Source organism: Paenibacillus massiliensis 2301065 = DSM 16942, assembly GCF_000377505.1.
Taxonomy (GTDB): domain Bacteria; phylum Bacillota; class Bacilli; order Paenibacillales; family Paenibacillaceae; genus Paenibacillus; species Paenibacillus massiliensis.
The window spans coordinates 141,538-168,293 of record NZ_KB898196.1 but is presented as its reverse complement, the minus strand read 5'-3'; the positions used below and the strand labels follow the sequence as shown (position 1 = coordinate 168,293).

The 26,756-nt window shown below is 49.5% G+C and carries 19 protein-coding genes and 1 riboswitch; of the genes, 12 read left to right on the top strand and 7 right to left on the bottom strand.

Annotation, left to right across the window (positions count from 1 at the left end; all coding sequences use genetic code 11):
• Window positions 1-101: 101 nt before the first annotated feature.
• Window positions 102-1,139, bottom strand: coding sequence for an ABC transporter substrate-binding protein (locus tag D328_RS0121825; protein WP_033413504.1), 1,038 nt, complete (start codon window positions 1,137-1,139; stop codon window positions 102-104).
• Window positions 1,140-1,444: 305 nt separating this feature from the next.
• Window positions 1,445-1,557, bottom strand: a riboswitch (TPP riboswitch).
• A 287-nt stretch (window positions 1,558-1,844) separates the two neighbouring features.
• Between D328_RS0121825 and D328_RS0121815 the strand changes: the two genes are divergently transcribed.
• Window positions 1,845-2,276 carry a pyridoxamine 5'-phosphate oxidase family protein gene (locus D328_RS0121815; RefSeq protein WP_018887174.1) on the top strand — a complete coding sequence of 144 codons (432 nt, stop codon included), beginning with the start codon at window positions 1,845-1,847 and terminating at the stop codon, window positions 2,274-2,276.
• A 125-nt stretch (window positions 2,277-2,401) separates the two neighbouring features.
• On the opposite strand, the gene D328_RS0121810 is transcribed toward D328_RS0121815, so the two are convergent.
• Entirely contained in the window at window positions 2,402-3,001 is a 600-nt protein-coding gene (locus D328_RS0121810) for a GNAT family N-acetyltransferase (RefSeq protein ID WP_018887173.1), read from the bottom strand.
• Window positions 3,002-3,368: 367 nt separating this feature from the next.
• Between D328_RS0121810 and D328_RS0121805 the strand changes: the two genes are divergently transcribed.
• Together D328_RS0121805 and D328_RS0121800 are read left to right on the top strand one after the other, a co-directional pair.
• A complete protein-coding gene (locus D328_RS0121805) occupies window positions 3,369-5,603 on the top strand; it encodes a bifunctional 2',3'-cyclic-nucleotide 2'-phosphodiesterase/3'-nucleotidase (protein ID WP_018887172.1) in 2,235 nt (744 codons plus the stop codon).
• Window positions 5,604-5,999: 396 nt separating this feature from the next.
• A complete protein-coding gene (locus D328_RS0121800; RefSeq protein WP_018887171.1) occupies window positions 6,000-7,034 on the top strand; it encodes an EAL domain-containing protein in 1,035 nt (344 codons plus the stop codon).
• 164 nt (window positions 7,035-7,198) lie between these two features.
• On the opposite strand, the gene D328_RS0121795 is transcribed toward D328_RS0121800, so the two are convergent.
• The gene (locus tag D328_RS0121795) at window positions 7,199-8,281 is read right to left on the bottom strand and encodes a hypothetical protein (protein ID WP_018887170.1); all 1,083 of its coding nucleotides are present in this window, start codon (window positions 8,279-8,281) and stop codon (window positions 7,199-7,201) included.
• A gap of 326 nt (window positions 8,282-8,607) precedes the next feature.
• A complete protein-coding gene (gene pdaA / locus D328_RS0121790) occupies window positions 8,608-9,342 on the bottom strand; it encodes a delta-lactam-biosynthetic de-N-acetylase (RefSeq protein ID WP_154659270.1) in 735 nt (244 codons plus the stop codon).
• Between the two features lie 398 nt (window positions 9,343-9,740).
• On the opposite strand from pdaA, the gene D328_RS0121785 reads away from it, so the two are divergent.
• Genes D328_RS0121785 through D328_RS0121775 form a run of 3 tightly spaced genes read left to right on the top strand, consistent with a single transcriptional unit; the run spans window position 9,741 to window position 14,509 of the window.
• The gene (locus tag D328_RS0121785; RefSeq protein ID WP_018887168.1) at window positions 9,741-12,917 is read left to right on the top strand and encodes a hybrid sensor histidine kinase/response regulator; all 3,177 of its coding nucleotides are present in this window, start codon (window positions 9,741-9,743) and stop codon (window positions 12,915-12,917) included.
• A gap of 23 nt (window positions 12,918-12,940) precedes the next feature.
• Window positions 12,941-13,324 carry a LytR/AlgR family response regulator transcription factor gene (locus D328_RS0121780; RefSeq protein WP_018887167.1) on the top strand — a complete coding sequence of 128 codons (384 nt, stop codon included), beginning with the start codon at window positions 12,941-12,943 and terminating at the stop codon, window positions 13,322-13,324.
• A 27-nt stretch (window positions 13,325-13,351) separates the two neighbouring features.
• Window positions 13,352-14,509, top strand: coding sequence for a response regulator (locus D328_RS0121775; protein WP_018887166.1), 1,158 nt, complete (start codon window positions 13,352-13,354; stop codon window positions 14,507-14,509).
• 583 nt (window positions 14,510-15,092) lie between these two features.
• On the opposite strand, the gene D328_RS0121770 is transcribed toward D328_RS0121775, so the two are convergent.
• A complete protein-coding gene (locus tag D328_RS0121770; protein ID WP_018887165.1) occupies window positions 15,093-16,850 on the bottom strand; it encodes an alpha-glycosidase in 1,758 nt (585 codons plus the stop codon).
• A gap of 445 nt (window positions 16,851-17,295) precedes the next feature.
• On the opposite strand from D328_RS0121770, the gene D328_RS0121765 reads away from it, so the two are divergent.
• Window positions 17,296-18,564 (top strand): right-handed parallel beta-helix repeat-containing protein, encoded by a 1,269-nt coding sequence (locus D328_RS0121765; RefSeq protein ID WP_407667811.1) that lies wholly within the window; start codon window positions 17,296-17,298, stop codon window positions 18,562-18,564.
• Between the two features lie 241 nt (window positions 18,565-18,805).
• Here the strand turns inward: D328_RS0121765 and D328_RS0121760 are convergent, their stop codons facing one another.
• Complete coding sequence (locus D328_RS0121760) at window positions 18,806-19,759, bottom strand: L-lactate dehydrogenase (RefSeq protein WP_018887163.1); 954 nt, start codon at window positions 19,757-19,759, stop codon at window positions 18,806-18,808.
• A gap of 374 nt (window positions 19,760-20,133) precedes the next feature.
• Between D328_RS0121760 and D328_RS30435 the strand changes: the two genes are divergently transcribed.
• The 5 genes from D328_RS30435 (at window position 20,134) to D328_RS0121735 (ending at window position 24,388) form a co-directional block, all read left to right on the top strand.
• Window positions 20,134-21,093 (top strand): MerR family transcriptional regulator, encoded by a 960-nt coding sequence (locus D328_RS30435; RefSeq protein ID WP_018887162.1) that lies wholly within the window; start codon window positions 20,134-20,136, stop codon window positions 21,091-21,093.
• Between the two features lie 34 nt (window positions 21,094-21,127).
• Window positions 21,128-22,018 (top strand): serine/threonine protein kinase, encoded by an 891-nt coding sequence (locus tag D328_RS0121750; RefSeq protein WP_081625331.1) that lies wholly within the window; start codon window positions 21,128-21,130, stop codon window positions 22,016-22,018.
• Window positions 22,019-22,096: 78 nt separating this feature from the next.
• On the top strand, window positions 22,097-22,267 hold the full coding sequence (locus tag D328_RS31110) for a hypothetical protein (RefSeq protein ID WP_018887160.1): 171 nt from the start codon (window positions 22,097-22,099) through the stop codon (window positions 22,265-22,267).
• Window positions 22,268-22,497: 230 nt separating this feature from the next.
• Complete coding sequence (locus D328_RS0121740; protein WP_018887159.1) at window positions 22,498-23,037, top strand: sigma-70 family RNA polymerase sigma factor; 540 nt, start codon at window positions 22,498-22,500, stop codon at window positions 23,035-23,037.
• On the top strand, window positions 23,024-24,388 hold the full coding sequence (locus tag D328_RS0121735; protein WP_018887158.1) for a DUF4179 domain-containing protein: 1,365 nt from the start codon (window positions 23,024-23,026) through the stop codon (window positions 24,386-24,388). The genes D328_RS0121740 and D328_RS0121735 overlap by 14 nt, the downstream gene beginning before the upstream one ends.
• A 620-nt stretch (window positions 24,389-25,008) precedes the next feature.
• Here the strand turns inward: D328_RS0121735 and gntK are convergent.
• A complete protein-coding gene (gntK, locus tag D328_RS0121730) occupies window positions 25,009-26,568 on the bottom strand; it encodes a gluconokinase (protein WP_018887157.1) in 1,560 nt (519 codons plus the stop codon).
• Window positions 26,569-26,756 lie beyond the last annotated feature (188 nt).

The following is a 26,756-nucleotide window of genomic DNA, read 5'->3' as shown; positions in this document are numbered from 1 at the left end:
TTTAGTTCTTGAAAACAACATTAGCCTGTTCTGATGTTGACCATACATTAGTGTGTGTCGTTATTGGCCGCCTTGAAATGACGAAATATACGCTGCATTCGTCATTGCGGCAGGAAGTCATTTGTAAATGCTTTGTCTACCGCAAGCTCCTTATCCAGTAGCTTGCGTTCGAACATCCACTCGGCATAGCCCTGCCATACTTCCTGTTTCTGCAAGCCCCACTGTGATGCGTCATCCTGATAGCGGGGACTCAGCCATGTTTGAGAGGCGCGAACAAGCTCAGGGTTCAGCTCTGGCACAGCCTGGATCAAGATGTCTGCTGCCTCCTCAGGATGCTCAATCGTATACTGGTAGCCCTTGGCTGTAGCTCTCATGAAGGCCTTTACGAGCTCGGGATCATTCTGGATTGTCTGTTCATTGGTCACAATGACTGGTGTGTAGTAGTCGAGCTTGTCTGAGTAGTCCTTGACATATAGCATATCAAGCGGCTCGCCCCGTAGCTCTGCCTCAATTCCTGTCCAAGCGTAGAAAATCCATGCAAAATCAATATCTCGTTTGACTGCGGTGAAGAAGTCTGCACTTCCCATGTTCACCATTGTCACCTTGCTAACATCGGCCTGCTCAGTCTCCATAATGGATTTCATCACTGCTTCTTCAACGGGGGAGCCCCATCCGCCATAGCTTTTTCCCTCAAAGTCCTTGGGGGAATGGATATTGCGATCCACCGGAGCGGCGAAGCCTGACGTATTATGCTGAATAACCGCGGCAATGGAGACGAGTGGTACATCCTGTGTACGAGCTTGAGTCACACTTTCCTGATAGCTGATGCCAAAAGGAACGGCGTTGGAAGCGACCATCTGATCGGCTCCGCCAGAGCCTGGCTGCACAATCTCTACTTTTAGCCCCTCTTGCTCATAATAACCTTCTTGCTGGGCTACGTATAATCCTGTGTGGTTCGTATTCGGCGTCCAGTCGAGTACGACCTTAATGTCCTTCAATTCCGGAGTGGAGCCCGAGGCTCCTTGACTAGAGGACTCCCCTGATTCACCAGACGATGGTGTAGGTGCTGCGGCTCCACAAGCGCTCAGCAAGAGTAGAAGAGCCAGCAGAAGGGCCGTCCCTGTCCACCTAACAGACATCCGACGTTGATGAACTATTCGAGTGCTGTGAGAAGAGTCCATCCTTGAAGAGCCTGAATTGCTTGAATTGCTTGAAGATCTTGAAGAACCAGTAGATCGTGTAGTGCTTCCTAATTGTGTCATGTAGAGCATCTCTCCTTCTTTCTTTACCCGTAGGTTAAGCATAGTATTCTTCAACGATGGGTACTCTATGGGACTAGCAGCTCCTAATTTGGAGTGAATCTGTACATCTGCCGAGCGAACACAAAAAAACGCCCCGGACCGGGACGTATGCGATGAATAAGGAGCATGGCCATCGAACGGGATGGACATGGACTAAAGCTTCCTACGCTGGCATTATCCAGATCAGGTTAAAGGGTCAGTGTCATTTGCGGGACACAATCTCAGCCGGCCGATTCCAGCACCCCTGACAGGGTTATGAATTTTTTGTGCTACAGCCAGCATATGTAGATATGTGTCTGCACAGGAGTAATTATAGGCCTTTCCACTCAAGCTGTCCATAGTGGGATATAAGTTGCTGTGCGCAGAAGATATGCTGACAATTGGCCTGCTGAATGAAGCGGGTGATGCGGGTCTTGGTTCAAAGGCTCGATTCAGAACTCAGTTCAGGAATCGGTTCAAGGCAGAACGGACAGGGTACAAGTAAGAGATGCATCATTTCGAACAAATGTTGTGAATAATACCAACAAAAAGGAGCGGATGATCATGGGTACAGCAACAAAAAATCGTGAACAACTGGAGCAGAGCATCATCAAGGCTCTGAAGCAAAATCCTTATTGCTCGCTGGGTACTGTCGAAGGCGGCAAGCCAAAAGTGCGCTACATGGCCCTTTTCAATAATGGTCTCAATATTCATCTGGCTACGAGTCGCAAGACTCATAAAGTGGAAGAGCTCAAGGACAATCCGAATGTGTATTTGCTGCTTGGCTATGAAGCAGGGGGAACTAAGGAAGTTGTTGAGGTCGAGGGGACCTGTGAGATTACGAAGCAGGAGTCGCTGCGTCATGAGCTGTGGAACGATGAGCTGAAGCAGTGGTTCTCAGGCCCGGATGACCCAGATTATGTGATTCTGGATATTACACCTGCTCGTATTGAGTACACAGGCCAGGGCATGGAGCGTCAGGTCTGGGAGAAGTAAAGGATACGGCTGTTAATAAGACCGTCAGGAATTCTCCTGGCGGTCCTTATTAATTGAGGGTTTTGTAGAAGAGTTTTTCTAAAAGATGATTGCTGGGCTGGTGAAGTCTTCTCTAGCGGTTTTCTCTAGCGGTTGACTGCCCAATCCTTTTTATGAAGTGTATAATAGTTATACTTTTCATCATCAATATCAATAATGTGCTGAAAGCTAAATCCACATTTTTGTATTACTCTATTCGATGGAACGTTATCCAATAAAGCAACAGCACTGAGCGCTGCAACGTCTGTATGGCCAAATAAATATTCGATCATCCCTTGTGAGGCTTGGGTTGTGAAGCCTTTACCTCGATGGTCCTTAGAGATTGCATACATGATTTCTCGATTTGGCGCTGGTAATTCCTCCTTAATTCCTGAACAACACCAACCGATAAATTCCCCGGTCTCTTTCAAGATAATTCCTAATCGCAGACGTAGCTCACCAATGTCTTTTCTTTGCGATACAGCATCAAAGAACTGTTTGTTGTCTGGGACCTCATAGTTGATAAACCAATCTGTCCGTTGCTCTTTCGATACGTTCCAGTCTGGCAAAAATTCATGTATTTCAGGCTGCCAGGTGAGTGAGTGAAAATCGTCTAGATCTGTGATTAAGAATTCCCTTAGAATGATGTCCTTGCATTCAATCTCAAAATTAGTATCTGAGGAGTGGGCACGTAGATTAGCCTTCATAATATTTCTCCCTCTAACAGCTGTGTTATTGTCAATCTGCCATCTATAGATTATTTGGCTTATTTGGCATTCACTCACTTACTTTGATTTGTGCAGGCTGATCCAGCCTTTCTAGTATATTGAATCATATAACATAAATAATGCCAATCAATGTCCGCATGGAATCGTGAAGCCTAAGCTACTATCTTCTCCCATTCCTTGGCTTCTCCGTGCTTGTTCCCCGCGTTCACATGTCTATTCTTGTAAAAATAACGTTAACGTAATGTTTACATATCTCTATTCAATTGACCCAAGTTAGATTAAAATGTTCAGTGAATCGTGCATTTTGGATTCGGTTACATACATATTGTACGGGAGGGGTTATATTTTGAATTCGCGAAAAAGTCTGTACAAGGGATTGGCTGCGGTCTTGCTGGTAGCGAATGTCTGGGTACTGCCCAGCTGGTCTGCATCTGCGGCGGAAGGTAATGCTACGGTCAAGCTACGTATTATGGAAACAACCGATCTACATGTCAATATGGTTAACTATGATTATTACGCGGATAAGGCCACAGATGAGTATGGTTTTGCCAAGACAGCCAGTCTGATCAAGGCGGCTCGTGAAGAGGCACCGAATAGCCTGCTGTTCGATAACGGGGATCTCATTCAGGGCAATCCGCTGGGCGACTATGTAGCCAAGGTAGATCCGCTGAAGCAGGGGGAGATTCACCCGGTATACAAGGCCATGAATCTGCTGGATTATGACGCTGGTAACCTGGGAAATCATGAATTTAACTATGGTCTAGACTTCTTGAAGCAAACGCTTGAGGGAGCTAATTTTCCATATGTGAACAGCAACGTGTACTATGCAGAGGATCAGGAGAAGAATTACTTCACACCTTATGTGATTCTGGACAAGACAGTCAAGGATGAAGCAGGCAAGGAGCATACCGTTAAGGTAGGTGTGATCGGATTCGTACCGCCACAGATCAATCAGTGGGATGAGAAGCATCTGACTGACAAGGTAATCGCCAAGGATATGGTGGAGACGGCACAGAAATTCATCCCGAAGATGAAGGAGGAAGGCGCCGACATTATCGTGGCGATCCCGCACTCTGGCTTCGAGGATATTCCACAGACGCCACTAATGGAGAATTCCGTGCTCTATTTGAGCAAGGTAGAGGGGATTAACGCGATCCTGTTCGGACATGCTCACAAGGTATTTCCAAGTGCAGACTTCAAGGATAAACCAGGCGTAGACCTAGAGAAGGGCACGATTAATGGTGTTCCATCCGTTGAGCCTGGATACTGGGGAGATCACCTCGGAATCATTGATCTGGAGCTGACTCTGACCGATGGCGAATGGACAGTGAGTGACTCGTCCACGGAAGTACGCGCCATCTATGACAAAGCCAACAAGAAATCATTGGTAGAAGCAGATCAAGATGTACTGGATGCCGTATATCATGAGCATGAAGAGACATTGGAGTATGTACGTGGACCTGTTGGAACGACAACAGCCCCAATCAACAGCTTCTTCGCTCTGGTACAGGATGATCCATCCATCCAGATTGTGACGAATGCACAGAAGTGGTATATCGAGCAGCACCTGCAGGGAACCGAATATGAGGGCTTGCCTGTCCTCTCCGCTGGAGCGCCATTCAAGGCAGGAGGACGCTCGGGAGCATCGTATTACACGAACATCCCGGCTGGTACTATTGCGATTAAGAACGTAGCTGACCTTTATGTCTATCCGAATACAGTATATGCGGTGAAGATCACAGGGGCTGAAGTGAAGGAATGGCTGGAGTGGTCTGCGGGGCAATTCAACCAGATCGATCCACTGAAGACCGATGAGCAGCAACTGATTAATGGTGACTTCCCAACTTATAATTTTGATGTGATCGATGGCGTTAACTACCAGATTGATGTCACACAGCCTGCGAAGTACGATGCCAAGGGTACAGTGTTAAATCCATCAGCTAGCCGGATCAAGGATCTGAGCTATGATGGCAAGCCGATTGATCCGAAGCAGGAGTTCATCGTGGCTACCAATAACTATCGCGCTTCCTCCTCCAAGCTGGCGAATCCGGATGGAAAGCGCATCGTAATCGCTTCACCAGACGAGAACCGTCAGGTAATTATCGACTATATTCGTGATAACGGGACGATTAACCCGACGGCGGATAATAACTGGTCGCTTGCTCCGTTTGGCGATGCCAAGGTTACCTTCGTATCTTCGCCAAGTGCTCAGAGCTTGACGGCTTCCAGTGCAACGATGTCTTTCGCAGGAACGCAAGAGGATGGCTTTGCCAAATACACACTGAAATCTTCAGTATCAAGTAGTGCAAAGCCAACAGTCACAGAAGAGCCGACAGCACCTGCTGCGAAGCCGACAACGCCTTCCAAGGACTCGAAGCCAGCGGCCGCTGACAAGCCAACAGCTGTACCTACTACACCTGCAGCATCCGCGAAGCCGGGTAGCTATATTGTGAAGAAGGGTGACAACCTGTACCGGATCGGCCTGGAGTATAGCGTGAGCTGGCAGGAGCTGGCGAAGCTGAATAATATCAAAAATGTGTATCAGTTGCAGGTAGGGCAAGAAATCGTATTGCCCAAGTAAATTGCTGTTATCACAATCGGCCTGGTGACAGCCACCTATGGTGCTGAAGCTGGTCAACTCATACAGGCAAGCTTTGTCGCTCCTTCGAGGGCACAGGGCTTGTCTGTATTTGGTTTAGATTGGTCAAAAAGGTTTCGAATACATGTGGATTGTTTATGTAGAAGTATGTCGATAAATTTATAGTTATACATATAATTATGCACGACGATGGATATGCACTCATACGCATGTTGTTTTTTCGTAAATGAACTCGAAACTATAGTTCTTAAGGCCTTTTCCGTTGTGGATAATTGTTGAAAAGTAAAAAATACGTCGAAAAAGTAGTCCTATTGTTCTAAAATACATGTTATGATATTCATAAAAAAGGAAATTTAGTTTCCAGGGAGGCCCATATTTATGAATTGTGGCAGCTGCAGTACTATTCCCCCGATCCGCACAGAGGGGACGCTATGGATTCGCCCAGTGGATGGAAGCATCAGGCATAAGCTTCAGCAAATGGGACACGTCGTGTTGCTGGATAACCATGTCATCGGATGCCCCTATTCCAATATGGACGAGCTGCTGCAACTGTTTCTTCTCCTGGAAGCTGAGGAATCGGCCTTGGAAGGAAAGCTGAAATCCCGAAGTGAAGAATCGGCTGTACACCTGCTGTCGGATGAGTGGGTAGAACTTGCAATGCTGCGGGCACGTCTGGAGCATTACGATATAGTGCAGCTTATTCTCAGGCGGGAATTCAGCAGCCATATGCAGCCCATTGTGGATCAGGATCTGCAAGTGATCGGTTATGAATTTCTGCTTCGCCAGTCATCACATGAGCAATTGATCTCACCCTATCAATTATTCGAGGTGGCTCGAAGCACGGGGTTGTATACATATCTGGACCGAGCTGCTTGCGTCAAAGCTATTGAGACAAGCGCGAGATATCTGCCTCGGGGTACGAAGCGATTTGTGAATTTTTTGCCCTCATCTATCCGAAATCCGAAGTTTTGCCTCCAGCACTCCTTTGACATCATTGCAAAGCTGTCGCTTGATCCTGCTGATTTTGTGTTTGAGGTCGTTGAGACGGAGGAAATTAAAGACCTGGATGTATTGAAGCGTATTTTCGATGAATATCGCAGACACGGGATTGCCGTGGCTCTGGATGATCTGGGAGCCGGGTACGCGACGATGGAGCTCATGAACAGACTTGAGCCTGATTATGTGAAAATAGATCGTAGTCTCATTCACGAATGTCACCGTGATCCGCAGAAGCAGCGTCAGATTGAGCGAATTGTGCAATCGGCTAAAGCTTTTCATGGAAAAGTACTTGCAGAGGGGATTGAGAATCGCGAGGATTATCTATACTGTCTGCAAGCAGGAATTCCGCTGGCCCAAGGCTATTTGTTCGGACGTCCGCAGCAGGAGCCGCTGAATTATGTATCCATTGCATAAGACTGGCTGGGATGCATACATAAGGACACAATTATCGTATATGTGGGACTATAATAAAGCACACAGGACCCGGGAGAAGCTTTATCCCTTGACCTGTGTGCTTTATTGCGCTGAGGATCATCTTAAGAAGTAATTAGGGACTAATTAAGGATGATTAAGGATAATTAAGGACTCGTCACATAAATGCCAAGTGGAGTACTGGCACTGCCAGCCACCATGAAGCTGAACGAATACGAGCTGCGGCCTGGAGGAGCAGTTATGTCTGCAAGTCTACAGACTTGGGTATTGTTACGCAGGAGTGGAATGCCATACACGGTATTGTCCAGTCGTACTGAGCCTGCAAAAGCACCTCCGCGTGGATTGGCATAAATGCGTACCTGGCGTTCCTCCGGTAGAGGGTTATAGATCGGGATTGTGACATGGTAGATGACCCCGAACTGTCCCCGATTATCAAGTGCTGGCCCTAGTTCACTACGTGCTGCTGTGAACAGCAGGTCAGCCGGAACTGTTCCGTCCAGCCGTGAGGCAGCACAAGCTCTATAATTAGCACTTGTACCGATGATATACTCCGGCATGATAGCGTCCGTCTCGCTGAAGCTCCAGCTTCCTCGGGGGTGGGCTTGTGGTGGCGGTACAGGCGGTAGAGGTGCTGATACCACCTCACGCAAGTCAGCAGTTAGGTCCTTACTCACTACGGTTCGGATCTCATAATCCAGCTTCCCTCGGTGTCCCGGACGGGTCAACGTCAGATCATAGACGAAGCCAGCCAGAGACCCCTCTGGAACCTCGAATTGTTCCAGCAGAGATACACCTCGACAGGCTTGAAGTGAATCCACTGGACGAATGCGCTCCATCGTCCCGGCCAGACAGGACTTGGCAATACACTGTCCGACATCAATGATCCAGCTCGCAGTCTCTGGCACAACCTTCAATTCTCTTTCCAGTTGGCTAAGCCTCATGGGTGCCCCATTCTTATTCTCGATCGTAACACCGATACGGACTGGGCCACCTGTCTTGTTGTAGTGCCAGCCAAAAATCCGATGCCGTACAGTCTTGTCGGTAGTGTGGACCACATCATGCCATAAGGTTCCGTCCACTTCGGGTACATTGGTCAACGTCAATGTCTCGGGGTTGTCACTGAGCATTAAGCGTCTGGTACCATGTGGCTGAGCGGAGGCAACGTCGATATTGATGTTGCCAGGGACTGACATCGTTTCACCGATCAGATTGTCCTGAGTGCAGGTCATGCGAATTCCTCCCATCATGAGAATCGTACCACGAGTTATCCTTTTGCAGTGATCAAGGAGCCAGCCGGGCCCGGCTAAAATTTCTCCTCTTATCTATATAGGTAATTTGAACGGTTGAAGTACAACCTAAATAGACCCTGGAATTGTACTGTTTCTCCTATATCCAGAGAAGGCAGCTATTCCGGGGTCTATGTGTGTAGAGGTCGAGAGGCTACTCCTTTACCCTTGACCGGTTACAAATGTGAATATAGAGCCGCTGCAAGCAGAAGCCCGTCGACTGTTATTCAGCTTGGTATTCAGCTTGTTGTTCTACGTACTATATATGCTTATCGGTAGGTTTTATGCTGCAGCTCATCTAGGCTCTTGAACGTATAGCCTTGCTGCTGGGCCGCCTGAATAATGGAAGGCAATGCCTCCATATTATCCTTGGACACCGAGTGCAGCAAAAGAACGGCTCCAGGGTGGAATTGTGAGACCACCTGCCGGAAGGCATGATTGGAGCCCATTTGCCGCTGTACATCCCAATCCTTGTAGGCGGCAGACCAGAATACGTTGGTATATCCTGCCTCTTGGCACACCTTCAATACCTTTCCGCTGAAGATACCACGCGGTGGTCTGACATACTTCATTTCTGATTGTCCCGTAATCTTGCCTGCTGCCTCGCGTACCTTGTCCAGCTCTGTACGGATCTGCTCAGCAGATAGTGTAGTCATATCCGGGTGACTCCAGGAGTGGTTGCCGATGATATGGCCCTCATCCGCCATTCGGCGTAGCAGCTCAGGCTGATCTCGCACGAAATGTCCGGTTACGAAAAAGGCCGCCGGTACCTTATGCTGCTTCAGAACATCCAGTACTTTGCCTGTGTAGCCATTCTCGTAGCCATTGTCGAAGGTCAGATATAGCTCCTTGTGGCTCGTATCTCCCAAGAAGACGGCTCCTTGCTCCTGTAGCTTCTCCATGAAGCCTTCTTGTGCAATGGATGGAAGCTCGCCGTTACGGCTTTTCTTGAATCCAAAATGAAAGGGCTGACCGTCTCCAGCCGCTGTGGCTACGCTGTCCATGCCTGGTGCAGTCAGGATCAGCAAGCCACCTAATAGGAGCCAGCCTAGCTTCTTCACGATCAATGTCTTCAATACGTTAAACCTCCTGTTCATGATGTGCATCTTCCGCACGACACGGATACTCATAGGCTTGTCAGGAAGCGGAGCAAATATGTAAGCTTTTTGCATAAATTTTCTCAAGGGTATCTATTTCACCTTCGATCTTGTATTGCTCAGAATCCGTTCAGAGGCACGATCTATAATCAATTTGGAGAGGTACATCAGAATTACCATGATTTGTGGTCTTTATTTGGGGTAAGAGGATGACGGATGACAGTGAATGGGCTACTATAGCCTTACAGCTGGATAATGGCAGGTTCCTTGTCCAGACACCAAAAAACCGGGAGAGCCTCTTATCTATGAAAAAGCAAATCGTAAGCATAGCTGTGGTTGTACTAATGACCGTAGCTCTGCCAGTGTATCTCATCCTAGCGTGGTCCGCAGATAGCCGGGAGCTTCCGCGTGCAGAGAAGGGAGTGCTGGATCTTCGTGAATGGAACTTTCGTGAGCAGGGTGTAGTACAGCTTCGTGGTGAATGGGAGTTCTATTCGGAGCGCTTCCTACCGCCATCCCCTCCTGTTATGCGGATGACAGAGGCTTCTCTGGATGTGCACTCGCTGAATAGGGTTCAGAAATCATACATAGCCGTGCCTGGAAAATGGGACAGTGCTCTCCCGGATGGTCAGCCTGACGGATTTGGTACTTACCGCCTTCGAATATTACTGCCTGATGAGCAGGAGGACGTATACGGTGTCACCATGCAGAATATTCGCTCCGCGAGTCGTGTCTACCTGAATGATACGGAGATCGGAGCCAGTGGGGAGCCTAGCAGAACAGCGGATACTGGACAACCAGGGAATGTTCCGTTTACTGGATTCGGCAAAACAGATGGCAGCACGCTTGAGCTGACGATCCATGCAGCGAATTATAGCTATGCTTCAGGAGGGATGGTCAAGCCGTTGCTCTTCGGAGATACAGGCTCCATTCAGCAGGTACGGAATAAGGCATTAGCTATGGATCTGCTGGTTGCAGCTGGATTCTTCCTGCCTGCTCTCTATTTCATGGTACTGTACCGTCTGCGGAAAAAGGAGCTGTCTCTGCTCTACTTGGGTGGATTTTGCTTCGCCGCATTGCTGTACTGTCTGGTGCAGGGTGAGAAGCTGGCAGGTACGATTCCTGGCATTCCCTATGAATGGATCCTGCGCATTCAGTTGATCTCATCGACACTGGTGTATTTTTTCCTGCTAAGGTATGTGAGCACCTATATAGAGGGATTGGTGCACCGTATCGCCCTTTGGATATCGACAGGCTGCACTGTATTGCTGGTGGCCATCGGCCTGCTGCTACCTACGATTATCATGTCTACTACCGAGCCGGTATTGCTAATGTATGCCATCGTAAGTGTGCTCTATTCGGTGTATGCCATGGCCAAGGGGCTGGTCATGCGACCGGAGAGTGTTACATATATGACCGCCAGTATGCTCAGCATTATGATGACGGTTGTAGTAACCATCACGAATCTGGTGGGGAGACTGGAAATCAAGGGCTTGATTGCCTATGAAGTCCTGATCTTCGTCAGTGCCCAGGCGCTCCTGCTGGCTCATCGGTATGCCAAATCGTTCTATGAGGTGGAGAGCCTGTCTCACCGCTTGCTCACGCTGGATGGCTTGAAGGATGAGTTCCTTGCCAATACCTCGCATGAGCTGAGAACTCCACTGCACGGCATTATTAACATTGCCCAGTCCACCATCGAGCGCTCAGAGGGGCGATTGGATGAGAAGCAGCTCAGTAATCTGGGATTAATCACAGCTGTGGGGCGTAGACTGTCATACCTTGTCAACGATATTCTGGACTTCTCGAATCTCAAAAATGGCAGGCTCCAGCTCTATCTTCGAGCTGTAGATGTACGATCCGCTGTATACTCCGTGCTGGAGGTGCTAAGTCATACAGTGGGCAAGAAAAGAGTTGTGTTCATTACGGAGTTGCCAGAGGAGCTTCCGCGTGTCCTCGCTGACGAGGATCGACTGAGTCAGATTTTGTACAATCTGCTGGGGAATGCTGTGAAGTTCACGAATGAAGGAACGATCACGATTCGGGCAGAGTCAAACGAGCGCGAGCTGAAGCTCACAGTGGAGGACACAGGAATTGGTATTGCCAAGGAGCATCTTCAGGATATATTCCAGCTGTTCAATCGCGGAGGCCAATCAGATCAATCTCCATACAGCGGGACCGGATTGGGGTTAAATATTACAAAGCAGCTTATTGAGCTGCATTGTGGACGTATTCAAGTACAATCTGAGGTAGGAAAGGGCTCTGTCTTTATCTTCACGCTCCCGCTTGTCGACGCAAGCCATAAGCAGCCTGTCGTGACTATGTCAGCAGAGCTACTGGACCTAAACGAATACCTGATCGAATCGGAGCTGGTAAGGTACGGCAGTCTGAACGAGACAACGGCTGGTAAGCAGACGTCTGCTTCATCGTCTCCGGGAGAACAGCGAGCCGTTCTGCCTGCAGATGAGAGACAGCATACAATACTGGCAGTGGATGATGACCCGATTAATCTGCAGGTTCTAATGGAGCTGCTTAGCTCGCCTAGCTGCAGGGTCATCGCTGTTGATCAAGGGACCGAGGCCTTGGAATATGTGTCCGGACAAGAGCGTATTGACCTGGTCATTACGGATTGGGTCATGCCGGGCATGTCGGGAGTAGAGCTATGCAGAGCGATTCGTGAGAGCTATTCTCTGGCCGAGCTGCCGATCCTGCTGCTTACCGCCAGGGATCTGCCTGGTGATATTGAAGTTGGCTTTGAGGCAGGGGCTAATGATTTTCTGCGCAAGCCTGTGGATGCTCAGGAGCTGCGAGTACGTGTGCATACACTACTGAATATTCGTTCCTCTGCACAGGAGGTTGTCCGCTCTGAGATGGCATTTTTACAAGCCCAGATCAAGCCGCACTTCCTGTACAACGCCCTGAATGTCATTATTTCAACCTGTACGGTGGACCCGGATCGGGCAATTGAGCTGTTGATGGACTTAAGTCAGTATTTACGTGGCAGCTTTGATTTCCAGAATCGCGATCAGACGATTCCGCTGCAAAAGGAGCTTGAGCTTGTAGAAGCCTATGTGTCCCTTGAGCAGGCACGATTCGAGGAGAGGCTTCAGGTTGAATACGATATTAGTGAGGAGGCGAAGGCTCTCATTCCACCACTAACCATTCAGCCGATTGTGGAGAATGCGATCAGGCACGGAATTATGCAGAGGGCTACTGGCGGACTTATTCAGATTGTAATACACCATGAAGACAGCCACATACATATTCGGGTGAGTGACAATGGTGTCGGAATTCTGCCTAAGCTGCTACCACAGCTTCTGATTGAGGGGACTCATAGCAATAGTGTAGGTCTGCGCAATATTCACCGCAGATTGATGACTTTATACGGGCACGGACTTGATATCAAGAGTACACCTGGAGTGGGTACGACGGTCAGCTTCAAAGTACCTTACAAGCTACCTGGAGAATTCGCGGCGAAAGGATAATAATTTGCTCAGGAGGGGGACGCTTGCTGAAGATATACTTACTGGATTGCGATGAAGATCATATGCGCAGAATGAAGGATATATTTGGGCATATGCCTGAGACTCAAGTCGTTGGATGCTCAAGTAACCCCAAAATTGCATTAAATGAGGTAGAAGCTCTAAAGCCTGACGCTGTTTTTCTCGATATAGAATTAGAAGGCATTTCTGGATTGGATATGTCAGATGTTATTCGGGCGAAATGTGCGGCGGAGATTGTCTTTGTGACAGCTAGTCGCCATTATGCGCTGCATGCCTTTGAGAAGCAGGCAGTGGACTATATATTGAAGCCGCTGACAGCAGACCGTCTACTAAGAACTATTGGGCTGCTGGACAAGCGCAGCTCTTTGCCGGAAAGCCGACTATTATAACGAGAACAACAGCAGGGAGGAAGGCTTATGAAGGCTATTCTGATTGATGATGAGCGTTCGGCGCTGAATCAACTGGAAAGACTCCTACAGAACGACGGGCGGCTGACAGTCGCAGGCAAATACACCTCTGCCAAGCTGGGAATAGAGCACTTGAGCTCAGCCCACACAGATGTGATATTCTTGGATATCGGTATGCCTGAAATGAATGGACTGGAGGCGGCTGAATGGATTGAGCAGCTTGGACTAGGAGCTCAGATCGTCTTCATCACAGCATATTCAGAATATGCCATCGAAGCCTTTGAGCTGCAAGCACTGGATTACGTGCTTAAGCCTGTGCATCCTCAGCGGCTCGGCAAGACGATTGACCGAATCGTAAGCAGGGGCCCGGCTCAGCCTGTGGAGCCGCTGGTGGCCGAACCGGATGTGCGTTGCTTCCAACGCCTTGAGTTAACGTCACTCGCCGGGTCTGCACCGAAGGAATTGGACGGTAAACCTTTCAAATGGAGGACGTTAAAGTCCCAGGAGCTTTTCGCCTATATGGTTCAGCAACGGGGAGAATGGGTGAACAAGCAGCAGCTTCTCGACGACCTGTGGCCGGAATATACAATGGATAAGGCTGTCGTGCATCTACACACCACCGTCTACCAGATCCGCAAAATGCTGAAGGAATGGCTGGAGGGCATCCGGCTTGAATTTAATCTGGACCGTTATCGTCTGAATGTAGGACACTGGAGTACAGATGTGGATGCATTTGAGCAGGCCGTTCAAGCCTTTCGCGGCGCACCTGAGGGCCAGGAGAATTATGAACAGCTGGATCGTGCGCTACAGCAGTACCGCGGACATTATCTGGAGGAGCATGATTATGTATGGGCTTACTCCCGTCAGGAGGAGCTGCGAGAGCTCTATGTGGAGGGAATGCTGCTACGAGCCCGTGAAGAGCACCGTACAGGACACTCCAGAAAGGCAGCCCAGCGTCTCTTGCAGCTTCAGGAGAAGGAGCCGTATTCCGAGCAGGTATGTACCGAGCTGCTACGAATATACGATGAGATGGGGAATCATACAGCACTGATCCAGCACTATGAGCGCTTCTCTGCGCTGCTATATGAAGAGCTTGGCGTGGAGCCATCCGCCGACATGTGTAAGGCATATGAGCGTTATGCCGGGGAGCAGTCTCATACAGCATGATGGGAAGGGTACCTGTCTCAGGGAAGATGGGCTGACCCAGCTTCGAGCTCTGGCGACAGAATGTGCAGGCGGCACATTTTTTAACGAACAGTGAAGCAAGACAACATATACAGAAAAAGACACATACCTGCAGCATAGGACATAGACATACAACTGGGACACACATCTACAGCATAAGACACAACATACAGCACGAGACACACATATACAGCAAGAGACAGACATATACAGCAAGAGACAGACATATACAGCACGAGACACACAAACTGAACTTAGACCTATCGCCCGAGCTCCCAGATGTACAGAATGAGTCAAGGATGCCAGAACTAATCTTGGGAACGTGTAAAGAATCTTGAGATAACGTAAAAGAACAAGACCGTGCCAGTGGTCATCATACCATGGGCAGCGGTCTTGCTTTGGTTAGAGGAGAGAAGGACGGATGCAAGTCAGGAACTCTTCAAATGGTAGTAAGGAGCTCCTCAAATGGTAACTGCAAGTACGGAGCTCCTGGTAGCTCTTGAATCCGGCTTACATTCCTATCGGATCAGAGATTCGTGGGGTAGGCCTGATCACCTCTAACGATCTACAAGGCGCCTTGCCATACTGCGTAACCGAAGGGCGGCAATTCCGTCTCCAGAATGTCACCATGGAGGACTCCCTGCGAATAGCCATATCGTGGCTTCAGAGGTGCAGCACCTGTTGCCTCTAATGCTACCCTGACTGCTTGCGGATGGTTCTCACGGTTGAGCAGAATCAGGAGATGCTCTTGGTGTGAGCGACGTTCGTAGACAATTAAGCCACTTCCCGCCTTCGCCTCTAGAAAGCGGAAGCTTCCATCAGCACGCAAAGCAGGGTGCTCGTGCCGCATCTGAATCAATTCCTGATAGAAGGAGAACAGCTCACGATCTTGCAGCTCCTCGTCCCACTGCATGCATTTCCGACAATCCGGGTCTGCCCCGCCATCCATGCCAATCTCATCACCATAGTAGATACATGGTGTACCGAGATAGGTGAACTGGAAGAGCGCCGCGAGCTTCATGAGCCGGGTGTCTCCCTTGCATAAGGTGAGCAGGCGCGGAGTATCGTGACTGTCCAGCAGGTTGAAGGCAACCTCGGCGGCCTGACGAGGATAGCGGGCCAGTTGATTGCCGATGGAGAAGGCGAACTGCTCAGCATCTGTCTTATTATCCACGAAGAAATCAATAACCGATCTAGTAAAAGGGTAGTTCATCGTGGCATCGAACTGATCACCCTGCAGCCACTCGACAGAATCATTCCACATTTCTCCCAGAATATAAGCCTCGGGATTAATGGATTTCACGGTCGTACGAAAGGCTCGCCAGAAGGCATGATCTACCTCATCGGCAACGTCCAGGCGCCAGCCATCAATGCCGATCTCTCTCGTCCAGTATTCGGCCATCTGTAGCAGATATCTCCTCACCTCGGGATGCTCTGTATTCAGCTTGGGCATCATCGGCTCCAGTGCAAATGTATCGTAGGTAGGTATGCCATCATTTACAGTCAAGGGAAAGCTATGTACATGGAACCAGTCTCTATAGGAGGAGGCCTCTCCCTTCTCCAGCACATCCACGAACGGAGCGAAGGTCCTGCCCGAATGATTGAACACGGCATCCAGCAGCACCCGGATTCCTCGCGCATGGCACGCATCCACCAGCGTCTTCAGCAGAGCGGCATCGCCGAAGTGGGCGTCCACCTTCATATAATCCTCGGTATCGTATTTATGATTGGTCGTCGCCTGGAACACAGGAGTGAAGTAGATAGCTGTTATGCCAAGGCTCTCCAGGTAATCCAGATGATTCAGCACGCCTTGCAGGTCCCCGCCGAAGAAGTTGTCGAACCGTGGCTGTCCGCCCCAGGGCTCTGTCCCCGGAGGATTAATGGAGGGATCGCCATTCGCGAAGCGTTCCGGGAAGATCTGATAGAACACAGCATCCTTGACCCAAGCAGGTGGTCGGAGAATATCGATAGGGTTGAGAAAAGGATACTGGAACATGCGATCAGGATTCTCAGGCTCTTCTGTTACAAAATCATGCTCAACCATCCATAGCTGCTCTTCTCCCGAGCACAGGAGGAAGCTGTATTTCAGACGACGGTGGCGTGGCTGGACCTTGCATTCGTAATAATCGAATCGGCTGTCGGTAGCGAACTTGTACATAGGGATGAGCTCACGCGTCCGCTCCCAGTCATACTTATCTCTGGTTAGCGCATGAACCTCAGTCATCTCGTTCTTTTTCGTGCGCAGACGAAGGTAGATGGTCTTCTCATCATATCCAAAAGCCCAGTTGCGCTTCGGATCATGGTGTACTGCCTCCAGTAGCATGGTCATTCACTCCTTTTGGGTTGGAGGATTGGGTAACAGGTTAGCTAATCATTACCCGCAAGCCCTGTTCTTTGTAACAGGTTAGAAGAAGTATGCCGGGCATACGACATCTATTGTGCTCCAAATTCCAAAAAAAAACAAAAATTTAGGACGAATGTAAGAAAAAGCACTGGAATATAATACCTGATCTGTGTATGATGTACTTGTGTACAGGCTTTAGGCTGCTCACGTATTACAGTGGTTGTGTACAAGCAGCGCCCAATCGACCATTAAGGAGGGGAGAGGCTCTTACGGGAGCTAAGAGCGTGGAGACGGCCGTAGGATTGACATGATTCATAATTCAAAGGAGGAATATCCATTGAGTACAATCAAATCCAATCGTAACACTGCAAGTGCAGGACGAGCCCATACCCGTTCCAAATCGAAATGGTCTTCGGTTACAGTAATCACAGGGGTTGTTGCGGCTCTCATTGCTGGAAGCGCTTACCATGCATCTCCATCTTATGTACTGGCTTCGGAGGCACAGCCTGAGGAGGCAGTCATCAGCTTGGCTACTACGGATCTTTATGTAGCTCCTAATGGAAGCGCAACCAATCCGGGTACGTTAAGCAGTCCAATGACATTGGAGGCAGCGTTAACCCAGATTGCACTTGGCAAAACGATCTATATGCGTGGAGGCACGTACAGCTATGGACAGACGATTACCGTTGAGCGCGGGAATAGTGGTACATCCGGTAGCCGTAAGGGGCTCGTAGCGTATGGAAGCGAGAAGCCTGTTCTTGATTTCTCTGCTCAGGAATTCGCTTCGGCGAATCGGGGCTTACAATTATTTGGCGACTATTGGCTCGTGAAGGGTCTGGAGGTCAAGGGAGCCGGAGATAATGGAGTATTCATCGGGGGGAGCTATAACCGCCTCGAAAATATAGAAGCGCATCATAATCGTGACACAGGGATTCAAATCGCCCGCTACAGCTCAACCGCAGCCAAGAGTGAGTGGCCTAGCTACAATGAAGTCATTCGTTCCTATTCACACAATAACTTTGATCCAGATGATGGTGAGGATGCAGACGGCTTCGCAGCTAAGCTGACTGTTGGCCCAGGCAATGTCTTTGATGAGTGCTTGGCGGCATATAATGTAGACGATGGATGGGATCTCTACTCCAAGTCGGATACGGGCGCCATCGGCGCAGTCACAATCCGCAATAGTATCGCCTATCAGAATGGACACACAGAGGACGGTACCTCGACCTCCAACAGTGATGGCAACGGCTTCAAGCTGGGCGGGGAGAAGATCAGTGTTGATCATATCGTTACCAACAGCATTGCCTTCCAGAATAAGAAGCACGGCTTCACCTTCAACAGCAATCCGGGCAGCATCAGCATGAAGAATAATACTTCATGGGCCAACGGGCAAAGCAATTTTGCGTTTGATAATGGAACGCATATCTTTACTAACAATCTGTCGTTCAATGGTGGAAGCAGCGATAAGACTAGTGGTACGGATACCGATAGCTCTAACGTATGGTGGAAGAACAAGAAGAGCACGAATGCCAAAGGCTTGGTCGTGAGTGCAGAGGACTTTGCCAGCCTCAGTCCTTCGGTCATTCGGAGTGCAGATGGCTCCCTGCAGCTTGGCAACTTCTTGAAGCTGGCAACAGGCAGTGATCTGATTGGGTCCGGAACGCCAGCTGGTACGAATGTCGGTGCACGCTAACAGGATGAAGCGTTGAAACGGCTTGTAGCTGGTTGCTTGAGATTTTATTAGGATAGCTACACAGGTCAGGAGTACATGCTACTTACATCTAACTTGTATGAAGCGATTCGTAAAGTGTGAGTAAGAAAAATGTGCACGTGAACAAAAGACCGCTTGCCCCGGGATGAGATGATCTGTGAGCGTTATTGGCTCTTCGATCCGCTCAACTTCTCAGGGGCGGCGGTCTATTTTGAAGAAGTGATTACACGACAGAGAGTTGGTCGAGGCTTTGCTGGATGATATTGCAGGATTGATTGAATTTGACCTGCTCCTCCGCTGTCAGCTCCAGCTCTACGACCTCTTGAATTCCCGCCCCGCCAATAATCGCCGGTACCCCGATGGCAAGCCCGGAATGGCCGTATTCTCCTTCGAGCACCGCTGAGACGGCTGTAATCTTGCGATCATCGTTCAGGATGGAGCGTGTGATGTAGGCCAGTGCATTTCCAATTCCGAACTGAGTGGAGCCCTTACGGGTGAAAATCTCCCAGCCAGCATCCCGCGTCTTGCGCTCGATATCCTCCAGGTCCACATGAGCGAACCGATCCTGATGCTGCCGTAGGATATGAAGAATAGGCTTGCCGCCAATAGTGACGTGCGACCAGGCGACGAACTGTGATTCGCCATGTTCACCTAATGCGTACCCGGAGACGCTGCGGGGATCAATGGCAAATACCTCCGAGAGCAGTGTCTTTAAGCGGGAGCTGTCAATGGATGTACCGGTGCCAATGACCTTGGAGCGTGGGAAGCCTGAGAGCTGCCGCACAAGACAGGTTACGACATCCACCGGATTGGAGGCAATTACGAATATCCCCTGAAAGCCACTGTCCATCACCTCTTGAACAACATTTTGAATGATGGTAGCTGTTGCCTCTAGGACGGTCAGTCTGGATTGCCCTGGTTGTGGGTTGGCTCCAGCCGTCAGAATCACTACGTCCATATCTGTACAATCAGCGCAGGTGCCTGGGTAGACCTTGGTTCGAGTATGGGTAAAATCCATGCAATGGGACAGATCAAGTGCTTGGGCGAGAGCCCGGTCGCTGGAACGGTCAATAATCAAGATTTCATCACATACCGCCTGATTCACCATGGAATAGGCACAGCTGGAGCCTACCATCCCCGCACCGATCACTGCCACTTTACGCGTTTTCCCTTTCATTCGATACAGCCTCCTATGTGGATGAACATCCTTCTTAATATAGTCTATGCAAAAGCCCAGGTATACGTCACGTTTCTTCACATAATGCAATTGAATTATAGATATTTCTATCCTAAAACATTTCATGCCAGAAAAATACAGGTGAACAAGCGATAAAACCGACAGTTTTTTGATCATTTCATGATAAGAAAACTGACGAATGCGCGAACGACAAAAGTTCTTAGTAATCCTCAATATTAGAAAAATTCAGCCAAAGGAGATCGCCGCTCTAAAAGCGAATTGGAATTACATTGCGAAATGCCGAGGTTACCCTTCGGTAGACGAGCCGTCATGTCAGAAGGCTGCATCCATTATAGATTCAGGAGGGATTACGAATGCAAGAGCTGAAGTCAACCGCCGATATCGCCAGAAAGCTTGGCGTAGGAACAAGTACGCTTCGTAAGTACGCTGCTGCAATGGAGGAGAAGGGGTACCGCTTTGAGCGAGCGGCGAACCAGTCCAGAATGTTCTCGCAGAAGGATATGGAACGGTTCAGGCTGCTGAAGACGGCATTGAGGGAAAATAATTTGCTGCTGTCAGAGGCTGTGGAACAAGCTTTGTTCGCGGAAGATGGAGAGCGTGCAGCATACGATATTCATAATTCAGGGAGCGTAGGGTTGAGCGTGACAAGTGGGATGGAGGAAGAGCCGGCATTGCTCCTGTATTCGGCCAAAAGGGCCGAAAAGGGCGATGAGCTGAGGTATCTTGTGGAGGCAGTCACAGCGGCAACATCCGAGAAGGAGTACACGGGTAAAGGGAAGGCAGAACGAATGGAGGAGGATCAGCCTTCACTGTTGCGGAGCGAATTGAACGAAACTTTAGGACAGGACGCTCATGTGGAATCAGCCGCCGGGGAGCTGCAGTCAAATTCCGTGCTGCAGTCTGATCAGCCACTATCATCAGGTCAGCGACTACCATTAGGTCAACCTATACAGTCGGGTTCATCCATGCAGTCCGATCAGGTTGGGGGCTCAGATCAGCCAGCGCAGGCACCGCAAACACCGCAAACAGAGCAGCAAATATCTCTCCGCCATGAGGCTGTAAGTCCGGACTGGGACAAGCTGTATCGCCGTATTGAGGAACTGGAGGAAGGACAGCTACAGCTGCAACAGCTGAATAGCCAGCTGACTGCCCAGTTGGAGGAGCAGAAGAATTGGATCAAGGAAAGGACGGAGGAGGAGCGTGATCGTCAGCTGATCACCAGTCTACGTACGTACCAAGGTCGTAAAAAGAAGACCCGCAGCTCTATCTTTGCTCTACTGGGTCTGGTGCCGCGCAAGAGCAGGGAGGCATAGGTCTGCTGGCTAATGATATAATGGGGCTGTAAAGATGGCGACAGTCCATCCTCTTACGCTAGGAGGAACAGTGGTCTTAGGATATATACGGAGGAGCATTGAGGCATGGCAGGATTATCCTTGTGAGCCGGGGGAGATCATTGCCGACCGCTACAAAATACATGAATTGCTGGGTGAGGGTAGTTATGGCCTGACCTACGCGTGTACTGACGAGCAGGATGGGCGGATCTATGCGCTCAAGCAAGCCCGACCAAGCAAGAAGGCAAGAGGAGAGTTGCTGCTGAAGCAGGAGGCCGCTGCCTTAAGTCAGCTGGAGCACCCGCGTATTCCTGCACTTAAGGCAGCCTTTGCTTATAAAAAGCGACAATATATAGTGACAACGTTTGTCGAAGGTCGCAATCTGGAGGAATTGATCTTTCAGGAGCAGCACCAATTCAATGAACGGGAATGCGTATCTTATATGCTGTCCCTGCTGGAGCTGGTGGAGTATGTGCATGAGCGTGGCTTTGTGCATATGGATTTGAGGATTCCTAACGTCATCCTGCATGGCGAGGACCTGTATCTGATTGATTTTGGCCTCGCTTTGCCGAGTGGGGAAGAGCCAGCTACAGCGGCCATTCAACAGCTACTAAATGAGCGGGATCCACAGCGACGTCTCCCAGTCATTCAGAGTGATCTCTACGATCTGGGACATCATCTGTTGTTCCTGCTTTATACGTCGTATGAGACGGTCGAGGTTACAAAGTCGCAGTCATCTGCACCGAAGCAGCCGCCTGCAGGCTGGGAGCAGGAGCTGCAGCTGCATCAAGGCACTCGTCATATATTGGAGCGTCTGCTGCAATTAGGCCCCTGCTATGAGGATACGCTTGAATTGCGCCATGATCTACAGCAACTGCACACCCAACTAGCGGGCGAATTTCACTGAAAATGGGATATTGTCCCTTACGCTTATAGGATCGTCTACATAGGATGGTATGGAAAATGAGCGAAAGGGGTGCTGTGCATGAGCGGTAAAGCGAATAATATGGGATTTGGGCCGGCGTACGGGGGTGATAAAGGAGGTTCCTACGGGCCTAGCTATGGGTATTGTCCAGGACCATTTACCTCTACAGGCGCCATTCTTGTCCTGTTCATTCTGCTGGTAATTATTGCGCAAATGTTATTCATCTGCTAGTCGACCGAACTATTTTAATTCGAGTACCAGTCACTGAGTTACGTGATCTCTGTGTCCAATACACTCTTGTGCCGTATCGGATGAAGCCGATGCAGGCCAAGGGTGTTTTGTCATGTGTGGAAGAAAAAAACGCATTAGTCAAAACTTTCTACGGGACTGTGAAGTCTCTTTAATAGCATGATAAGATTCGGCCGAGTTCATAGCATGCGAATGGAGAGGAGTATTGCATCATGGAGCTAGTGGAAGAAAAGCAGCTTGCAGAGAGGGCCTGTGCCGGGGATGAAGAGGCATTTCAGCAATTGATTGCTGCGCATAGAAGACGCTTGTACGGGATTGCCTATAGCTACTTGCATTCTGAGGCTGATGCCCTGGAAGCCCTTCAGGAGACCGTGTGCCGGGGATGGCTCAAATGTGGTGGCCTGCGGGAGCCAGAGACCATGATTCCTTGGCTCATCCGCATCCTGATGAATATTTGTGCCGATGAGCTGAAGCGACGCAAGCGATTCCAGCCCTTGTTCAATCATGAGAGTCAGACGACGAGCGAAATGATTAGCGACAGCAAGCTTGATTTGCAGGAGGCTCTGGCCCACATGAAGCCCAAGTACAGAGATGTGCTCGTGCTGAAATACTATCAGGATATGACGATCCCGGAGATCGCCAGAGTATTAGACAAGCCCGAAGGAACGATAAAAACCTGGTTGTACAAGGGATTGAAGCTCATGAAGGGCAAGCTGGAGACTGGAGGTGAGGTGCAGCATGGGAGAGCATGAGGAGCAGCTGCGCAGATATTTCGAAGACAGCCGTTTGGCGGAAAGAAGAATTCAGGAGGTTCAGCTGGAACAAGCGATGAAGCAAGGGCTGCGACAGGCGGCGGAGCGAAAACGTGGTCGCCGCTTTGCTTATATCCTGAGATGGGGTGGGGCAGGCATTGCGATCTGTCTGGCTATCTTGGCCTCACTATACTATATGCCGCAGGGGGAGCCTGCCAAGCCAGCTTCCTCGGATGCTGTAGCTGCACTTCCGACGTATGTGCAGAAGCTTGTGGAGAAGGATAGTACCCTGTTACAGGCTGTCGAGCATGGATTATATCAGTCATTGAATCAGACGCTGGAGTCTGGACCATATGTTATGCAGATTGATGGTGCGATTGCCGATTCACAGCGTGTGATTGTGTTCTACAATCTGACTAGCTCATCTACCTCAAATAAGGTGATCCTTGAGAATAACAAGCTACATCTTCTGGCTCGAGACGGCAAGCCCACATCTGCTATCTATATGCCATATATGATGGAGGGTCAGATCATAACGGAGGAAAATAAGATTGCCTTCGACTTTCCAACAGGAGAATATGTACCATCTGAATTCAGGCTAACGGGATATATTCAGGAAGAGAGCAAGACTGGCGGATTGCATAATGGGCGATGGTTCGAGACGGAGGTACAATTGGACCAGAGCAGATTCGTTGACTTGCACCGAGAGGCCATGATCGAGAAGCCATTCAAGATCGGTGATAAGGAATATGTGCTTGAAGGCTTTACGCAGACCCCACTTCGCACGGATGTGAAGATTCGGGAGGTTGATGTCAAGAATCGGCCAACGTATCACTTGCTCGATCCTCGATTGCAGCTCGGTAAGGATCATCAGTTTAGCGAGATTTTGCATATGTATCAGGATATAGACAACAGTAGCGGACAGCATACGATTTATTTTCCAGGCAGTTGGTATCGGGAAGCTACGCCTATGCGATTTACGATAGGAGGTATGAGATTCAAGTTTGGCACCGATATCAAAGTCAAGCTGGATACGGAGCGTAATCAACAGGTGTACACTTCGGATGACCGAATCAAGAGTAGTGTTATTCGCGAGGAGGGGGGGAAGAAATGGGTTTCTCTAAAGCTCGAAGGTTCTCCACCCTATTCATTCGAAACATTTGATTGGGCAGATGCGAATGGACAGAAGTACGATTTTAATATGGACTTAGGAGCTAGAGGAACTACAGAAGAGGACTCTCTCATCATCATTCTGAACGATCAGCAATACAAGCAGCCGCTCACGTTCAGTTTCAATAGCTTTGCAGGTAGCATGATCTATGATGGAGAGAGTATGACACTAGTACCTTGATTGCCCTAGATCAAATCAAGCCAAACAGCCTTCACCTGGTAGGATCATGGGTGAGGGCTGCTGCTGTACTGCTCGCTTTAGATGTTATTGCTCATCGAATTTTCCTCAAAGATTGTTGTTCAGTTACTGCTGCTTGAAGGTTAAGCTCTCAAGGTGGTGCTTAGAGGCTAATGCGCTATTGCGCTATAGCCTTATAGCATTTTAGCCTTATAGCTGCATAACCTTTGACAGCTTATGAGCTGGAATAGCGTCTGTGTCTGTTCTTGTAGTAATCCTGACCGTGTGAACGATTACCGTATTTCAGATCCGAAGAAGACATCTTACGTCTATAGCCTCTGCCATGATCGCTGCTCGAATACCGCTTATATTGTTTTCCGCGGGAGCTGCTGCTGTAATGGCGTTTGTGCGAGGATGAGGATGTGGAATGAAGAAGCTTGTTTATTATTTTGCGTAGCATATATTCGACACTCCTTGTATTTAAAATTTTAGCTTTTCATCATATACGGCTCGTGTCCCGGTATGGTTTCAAGCTTTGGCAAGCTAAAAGTCGAGCCTTTACGCTTCTTCATGTCCACGATGCTTTCACGCTACCCTTTAAAACTACCCCACCATCAACTGTGCTACTGCTTCGCGGCCTCCTGGGTAAGGCGATTCTGCAAGCTGGCTAGCTCGCTGTATTCCTCCTCGAACTTGCGGGACAGGCGAATGTAGATTGGCAGCAGCTCACGATATACCCCGACATGGCTGTGAACAGGCTTGTGCCGATATGTGGTGCCCATCATATAGCTTGCTCCATCCAGCGTCGGAATTCGTTCCAGTGCATACAGCCCCAGAATGACTGCTCCGAGACAGGAGCTCTCCAGACTCTCAGGAATGACGACCTCCTGGTCGAAAATATCAGCCATCATCTGCCGCCACAGCTCCGAGCGGGCAAAGCCACCCGTGGCATGAATCAATGCAGGACGACCAATGACCTCCTCCATGGCAAGCATTACACTGTACAGATTGAACAGTACGCCCTCCAGTGCAGAGCGGATCATATGCTCCTTCTTGTGCCGCAACGTTAAGCCGAAGAAAGAGCCCCTCGCCTGCGGGTTCCAGAGTGGAGCACGCTCACCCGATAGATAAGGATGGAACAAAAGCCCCTCTGACCCAGCAGGCACCTGCTCAGCGATCTTCGTCAGTACATGATATGGGTCTAGTCCTAGCCGCTTGGCTGTCTCGACCTCCGAAGCCGCGAATTCATCCCGTATCCATCGGAAGATGATGCCGCCGTTGTTGACAGGTCCACCGATGACCCATTTGCCCTCTGCCAGAGCGTAGCAGAAGAAACGTCCTTTCGGGTCCGTGACGGGCTCGTCTACAACGGTTCGAATGGCGCCACTGGTGCCGATAGTGACAGCCACGACCCCTGGCTCGGTGGCGTTCACGCCCAGATTCGAGAGTACCCCGTCACTGGCTCCAACGACGAATGGAGTGGATGGGTCCAGTCCCATGCGCTTGGCATAGTCTGGTTGAAGCCCTTTCATAACATGAGTCGTCGGTACGAGCTTCGAGAGCTGGTCCGGGGTAACGCCAGCTACCGCCAAGGCTTCGGCATCCCAATCGAGCTGCTTCAGATTCAGCATTCCTGTAGCAGAAGCGATGGAATGATCTATGACATATTCACCGAACAGCTTGGCAAATATATATTCTTTGATGGAAATGTACTTAGAGGCGCGTTCAGCGATCTTTGGCAGATCACGAGTGATCCACATTAGCTTGGTTAATGGAGACATAGGGTGGATCGGTGTTCCAGTCCGTCTGTAGATCTCATGCCCGTTCAATTGTTCAGTCAGGACGCGGGTCCAATCGGCACTTCGATTGTCTGCCCAGGTAATGCAGGCTGTGAGGGGCTCGCCGTCTGCATCCACAGCCAGAATGCTATGCATGGCTGAGCTGAAGGATACGAAGAGAACAGACTCAGGGGCAACCTTGCTCTTGTCCATAACCTCTTTGGTCACAGTTAATACAGCCTCCAGAATAGCCTTCGGGTCCTGCTCGGCAGCCCCAGGCTCGGGGGTGTCTAGTGGGTATCCGACATGATGCTGGGCAAGGACACGTCCCTGTTCCTCGAAAAGCACGGCCTTGGTGCTGGTAGTTCCGATATCTACGCCAATCATATATTGTGGTGCGGTCAAGCTGTTTCCTCCTCTCAAAGGTCCCGTCTAGCTTATATTATGGAAAGTTACAATTATCATAAGCTTTTGTACTTTCTGACTGCAAGCCAGGCCAACAACGTTTCAATTCTTGTCGTTTCGAGATACAATATACAGTAGGCTACAAGCGTAGGAAGCTGTATTTGCATTTTAACCATGTTAAGGAGACC

Excerpts from the sequence above, each read along its gene's own strand:
- D328_RS0121825 (WP_033413504.1), bottom strand. The coding sequence starts at position 1,139 with ATGTCTGTTAGGTGGACAGGGACGGCCCTTCTGCTGGCTCTTCTACTC.
- D328_RS0121815 (WP_018887174.1), top strand. The coding sequence starts at position 1,845 with ATGGGTACAGCAACAAAAAATCGTGAACAACTGGAGCAGAGCATCATC.
- D328_RS0121810 (WP_018887173.1), bottom strand. The coding sequence starts at position 3,001 with ATGAAGGCTAATCTACGTGCCCACTCCTCAGATACTAATTTTGAGATT.
- D328_RS0121800 (WP_018887171.1), top strand. The coding sequence starts at position 6,000 with ATGAATTGTGGCAGCTGCAGTACTATTCCCCCGATCCGCACAGAGGGG.
- D328_RS0121795 (WP_018887170.1), bottom strand. The coding sequence starts at position 8,281 with ATGACCTGCACTCAGGACAATCTGATCGGTGAAACGATGTCAGTCCCT.
- pdaA (WP_154659270.1), bottom strand. The coding sequence starts at position 9,342 with ATGGACAGCGTAGCCACAGCGGCTGGAGACGGTCAGCCCTTTCATTTT.
- D328_RS0121785 (WP_018887168.1), top strand. The coding sequence starts at position 9,741 with ATGAAAAAGCAAATCGTAAGCATAGCTGTGGTTGTACTAATGACCGTA.
- D328_RS0121775 (WP_018887166.1), top strand. The coding sequence starts at position 13,352 with ATGAAGGCTATTCTGATTGATGATGAGCGTTCGGCGCTGAATCAACTG.
- D328_RS0121770 (WP_018887165.1), bottom strand. The coding sequence starts at position 16,850 with ATGCTACTGGAGGCAGTACACCATGATCCGAAGCGCAACTGGGCTTTT.
- D328_RS0121760 (WP_018887163.1), bottom strand. The coding sequence starts at position 19,759 with ATGAAAGGGAAAACGCGTAAAGTGGCAGTGATCGGTGCGGGGATGGTA.
- D328_RS30435 (WP_018887162.1), top strand. The coding sequence starts at position 20,134 with ATGCAAGAGCTGAAGTCAACCGCCGATATCGCCAGAAAGCTTGGCGTA.
- D328_RS0121750 (WP_081625331.1), top strand. The coding sequence starts at position 21,128 with ATGGCGACAGTCCATCCTCTTACGCTAGGAGGAACAGTGGTCTTAGGA.
- D328_RS31110 (WP_018887160.1), top strand. The coding sequence starts at position 22,097 with ATGAGCGGTAAAGCGAATAATATGGGATTTGGGCCGGCGTACGGGGGT.
- D328_RS0121740 (WP_018887159.1), top strand. The coding sequence starts at position 22,498 with ATGGAGCTAGTGGAAGAAAAGCAGCTTGCAGAGAGGGCCTGTGCCGGG.
- D328_RS0121735 (WP_018887158.1), top strand. The coding sequence starts at position 23,024 with ATGGGAGAGCATGAGGAGCAGCTGCGCAGATATTTCGAAGACAGCCGT.